At 66.5% G+C, this 4689-nt stretch carries 2 protein-coding genes; both read left to right on the top strand.

The features are described 5' to 3' along the window. Positions 1 to 131 precede the first annotated feature (131 nt). The gene (locus FHJ30_RS19255) at positions 132 to 1139 is read left to right on the top strand and encodes a LacI family DNA-binding transcriptional regulator (RefSeq protein WP_139030869.1); all 1008 of its coding nucleotides are present in this window, start codon (positions 132 to 134) and stop codon (positions 1137 to 1139) included. Positions 1140 to 1262: 123 nt separating this feature from the next. Next, positions 1263 to 4376: a glycoside hydrolase family 2 TIM barrel-domain containing protein gene (locus FHJ30_RS19250; RefSeq protein WP_139030868.1), complete on the top strand. Its 3114-nt coding sequence runs from the start codon at positions 1263 to 1265 to the stop codon at positions 4374 to 4376. Positions 4377 to 4689 lie beyond the last annotated feature (313 nt).

The following is a 4689-nucleotide window of genomic DNA, read 5'->3' as shown; positions in this document are numbered from 1 at the left end:
ACAACGTCAGGGCCCTACTGCTTTAACCACCCACCACACCCGGGATGCTCTCCCACTCACCGCGCCCTCCCCCGCGGGGGAGGTTCTCCCACTTAACGTTGCCACGGCGGGCCCACTCTAGACTTACCGTCATGACCCCGAACTCCAGAGGCCCACAGGCCCGCCGTGCCACCATCCTGGATGTTGCGGCCGCCGCAGGAGTATCCAGGCAGACCGTTACCCGTGCCATGAACGACATGCCTGGAATCAGCGCCGCCACACGGGAGCGTGTCCAGGCGCTGGCTACTGAGCTCGGCTATTCCCCCAGCCGCTTCGCAAAGGGCTTGGTGCAGGGCGCCCGGACCTCACTTGGACTGGCTATTCCGGACCTCACGAACCCGTATTTTCCGGCCTTTGCATCCAGCGTGGTGGAGGAAGCCACCCAGCGGGGCTGGAACGTGGTGATGGATGATTTTGGCCACGGCAGCGGAAGCGGCCTGGACGCCGTCGCCCGGCTCGCGCCCCAGGTTGACGCCCTGATCGGCTACTTCGGGGCCAGCTCGCATGAAGCCCAGTCCATGATGGGACGGCGTCCCGTGGTGGTGCTCGATTATCCGGTCGGACAGGCCGCCGGCCGGATCTCCTTCGACTACGTCCACGCGGCGCGGCTGGCACTGGGGCACCTCCATGCGTCACATCGCCGGCACATCGCCTACCTGGACTCGGACCAGGATGGGCCGGCCACAACGCGTGGGCTCGCTGTTGCCGCAGCGGCCGCCGAAACCGGCCTCGAAATCATCACCTGCCAGGCAGCGGATACAGCCCCGGCGGCACGGGAAGCAGTCCGCTCACTGCTCGAGGGGCACGGCACACTGGACGGGCTCCTGGTGTTCAACGACCTGATGGCCGCCGGAGCGCTCAAAGCCCTGCACGACGCACGTAGGGCGGTGCCGCGGGACTGCGCAGTGATCGGAATGGACGGCATACCGCTGGGCGAACTGGTCACGCCCGAGCTGACCACGCTCGCCCTGGACCTGCGGGCAGTAGGCCGGGCCGCCGTCGGCCTCGTGGCAGATCTGCTGTCCGGCACAGTGGAGGCCGGAAGCCCGGACGCAGCCCTTGTCCTCAAGCACCAGTTGGTACTTCGCCAGTCAGCCTGACCCTTCTCAAAGTACTCGCGAACGGATACGCTGGACCGGTGCCCGTGAACGTTCACGTTTGGCGCAGCGAGCCACAGGTTCTGCAGGACCACAGCCCAGCCTCCCCTGAAGCAAGGACAACCCATGCCAGCTCTATCGTCGGCCGCCCTGGCGGACAGCCTGCCCCAGTTCGCCCCCGGTTCAGCAGGCCGAAGCCTGGCTCTGGGTGCCGGAGAGACCAGGGACCTGGAGTCCGTCGCGCCGGGCAAGGGCACCTTGCCCCCGCGCGCCTACCTGCACAGCGACGCGCCGCGGTTGTCGCTGAACGGGGACTGGCAGTTCCGCCTCAGTCCCGGCATCCGGGTGGCACCGCAAGCCGGCTGGCAGCAGGGCGGGGACTTGGATGGATTCGAGAGCCTGCCCGTGCCGTCGAGCTGGCCCATGCACGGGCACGGCTCCCCCGCCTACACCAATGTCCAGTTTCCCTTTCCCGTGGAGCCACCCCATGTTCCGGAAGCCAACCCCATTGGGGACCATGTAGTCGCCTTTGAAGCCGGCCCGGAATTCTTCCCGCACGCCCTGTTGCGGTTCGACGGCATCGAGTCCGCGGGAACCGTGTGGCTGAACGGGGTAGAGCTCGGAACCACACGCGGCAGCAGGCTTGCCCATGAATTCGATGTGTCCGGGATCCTGGTGCGCGGCAAAAACACCCTCGCTGTGCGAGTGGCGCAGTTCTCCGCCGCCAGCTACGTGGAGGACCAGGACATGTGGTGGCTCCCCGGCATCTTCCGGGATGTCACCCTGCAGGCAAGGCCGGCCGATGGCATCGACGACGTCTTCGTCCACGCCGGCTACGACGCCGCAACCGGCGAAGGCATCCTCAAGGTTGAGGTGACCCGGGGAGGACAGGCGATTGACGCCGTCGTCCGCGTTCCGGAACTGGACGTGGAACTGTCCGCAGGCGCTGAACTGCGCGTCCCCGCCGTCGAGCCCTGGTCTGCGGAGATGCCACGGCTCTATGGAGCTACCGTCACCGCGCCCGGCGAGTCGGTGGAACTGCAGCTAGGGTTCCGCAGCATCGTCATCGAAGACGCCCAGTTCAAGGTCAACGGGCGGCGGATCCTGCTGCGCGGCGTCAACCGCCACGAACACCACCCGCGCCTTGGCCGCGTGGTCCCCCGGGACGTGGTGGAGGCCGAACTGCGGCTCATGAAGCAGCACAATATCAATGCCATCCGGACCTCCCATTACCCGCCGCACCCGGATTTCCTGGCCCTGGCGGACCAGTTCGGCTTCTACGTTGTCCTCGAATGCGACCTCGAAACGCATGGATTCGAGAGCGCGGGCTGGGACCGGAACCCGAGCGACGACCCGGAGTGGGAGACGGCCCTGGTGGACCGCATGCGCCGCACGGTTGAGCGGGACAAGAACCACCCAGCGGTGATCATGTGGTCGCTTGGCAACGAAGCGGGGACCGGCAGGAACCTCGCCGCGATGTCGCGTTGGACCAGGGACCGGGACCCTTCCCGCCCCATCCACTACGAGGGTGACTGGTCCTCCGCGCACGTCGACGTCTACTCCCGGATGTATGCCAGCCAGGCGGAGACGGCCCTGATCGGGCAGGGGATTGAGCCGGCCCTCGAAGATGCCGCCCTGGATGCCCGGCGGCGGGCGATGCCATTCGTGCTCTGCGAGTATGTCCACGCCATGGGGAACGGTCCCGGCGGCATGAGCGAATACCAGGAGCTTTTTGACAAATATCCGCGCCTGATGGGCGGCTTCGTGTGGGAATGGCTGGAGCACGGCATTACCGTCGCCTCTCCGGACGGTGGTGAGCATTACGCCTTCGGCGGGGACTTCGGTGAGGAAATCCACGACGGCAATTTCGTCACCGACGGCCTGGTTGATGCAGACCGCAAACCCCGGCCCGGGCTGCTGGACTTCAAGAAGGTCATTGAGCCGCTGCGCATCACGGTGGGCGGCGACTGGTCCCGGTTCACCCTGCGCAATGGGCAGGACTTCGCGGACACCACGGCGTTCAGCTTCCGCTACGCGGTGGAGGCCGACGGCGGGACCTTGGACGCCGGGACCGTCAACGTTCCGCCCGTGGCGCCCCAGGCGGAGACTGTCGTTCAGCTCCCCGTCAGTGTCGGTGCCCACGCCGCTGGCGTCGGCGCTGATGGGCCTGCCGTACTTACCGTCAGCGCAGTCCTCGGCACTGACTCCGCCTGGGCGGCCGAGGGCCATGAAGTTGCCTGGGGGCAGTCGGTGCGGGAGCCTGCCGCTCCGGAGGGGCCGGCACAGGCTGCCACTGTGCACGTCCAGGACGGCGAGCTGACGCTGGGGCCCGCTGTCTTCAGCCGGGTAACGGGAATGCCCACCTCCATAGGCGGTATCCCGGTGGAAAGGCTTGCCCTGAATCTCTGGTGGGCTCCCACAGACAACGACCTTGGACGGGAATGGGGCGGAGCCGACGAGCGTCCCCTCGCCACCCAATGGAAGGACGCCGGCCTCAACCGGCTCCACACGCGGTTGCTGGGCATCACTGCGGAGCCAGCGGCGGACCCCGCTGTCTGTTCTACTGCGGCAGGGGGCGGGGACGACGGCGGGCGGAAGGGAACAGCGGACGACGGCGGGCGGAAGGCCGGCGAGGTCCTGACTGTCCGGACGCGTGTAAGCACCGCCGACAAACAGTACGGCGTGCTTGTGGACTACGAGTGGACGAGCGATGGTGAGGCCGTTGGCCTTCGGACCACTGTCCGGCCCGACGGCAAGTGGGCGAACCACGGCTATGACGTCGAATGGGCGCGCATAGGGCTCGAACTTGTGGTGGGAGAAGAGGCAGGGCTGGTGAACTGGTTCGGTCAGGGCCCCCACCAAAGCTACCCGGACACGGGGCAGGGAGCCCGCACGGGCTGGTTCTCGCTGCCACTGTCGGAGATGGACGTGGATTACGTGCGGCCCCAGGAGTCTGGCGCCCGGTCCGGCGTACGGTCCGCCACATTGCAGCTTGGGGACCGGACACTGGAAATATCCGGTGAGCCGTTTGCCCTGACTGTCCGGCCCTATAGCCAGGACGTCCTGGATGTGGCAACACATCGTCCGGACCTGGAGGCGGACGGCCGAAGCCACCTCTACGTGGACCACGTACTTAGGGGGGTGGGAACCGCTGCTTGTGGTCCTGGTGTGCTGCCCCACTACCGGCTCAAGCCCCGCGAAGCCCAGTTCTCCTTGACCCTGAAGGTGCGCACCTCGTAAGCCGGAGAATGTGAGCCAGTCCATACTGCCGGGCCGTGTGGCGCGGGGGTGCTGCTGAAGGTCAAGGCCCCTCGAAAACCCCGGAATTCCGGGGTTTTCGAGGGGCACGCTCCCACTCCGGGCAGGATTTGCAGAGCGGCTTCGGGCCGTGTATCGTTTTCTGAGTCGCCGCCGCTGAAGCGGAAAAATAGCGGCCAAACCCCTTACCAAACAGCCTGAAAATGGTTCGCCTCCCGGCGCGCCAAACGCAGGTGGGGCTGGTTTCACAGCTAAGAAATTCGCGGAAACGCCGATTTGCAAAGCTTCTTGAAAC

Origin of the sequence: Arthrobacter sp. BB-1 (genome assembly GCF_006151685.1) — a bacterium.
Taxonomy (GTDB): Bacteria; Actinomycetota; Actinomycetes; order Actinomycetales; family Micrococcaceae; genus Arthrobacter.
This window is presented reverse-complemented; position numbering and strand designations above follow the sequence as displayed.

Coding starts and splice junctions, on each gene's coding strand:
- FHJ30_RS19255 (WP_139030869.1), top strand. CDS start 132: ATGACCCCGAACTCCAGAGGCCCACAGGCCCGCCGTGCCACCATCCTG.
- FHJ30_RS19250 (WP_139030868.1), top strand. CDS start 1,263: ATGCCAGCTCTATCGTCGGCCGCCCTGGCGGACAGCCTGCCCCAGTTC.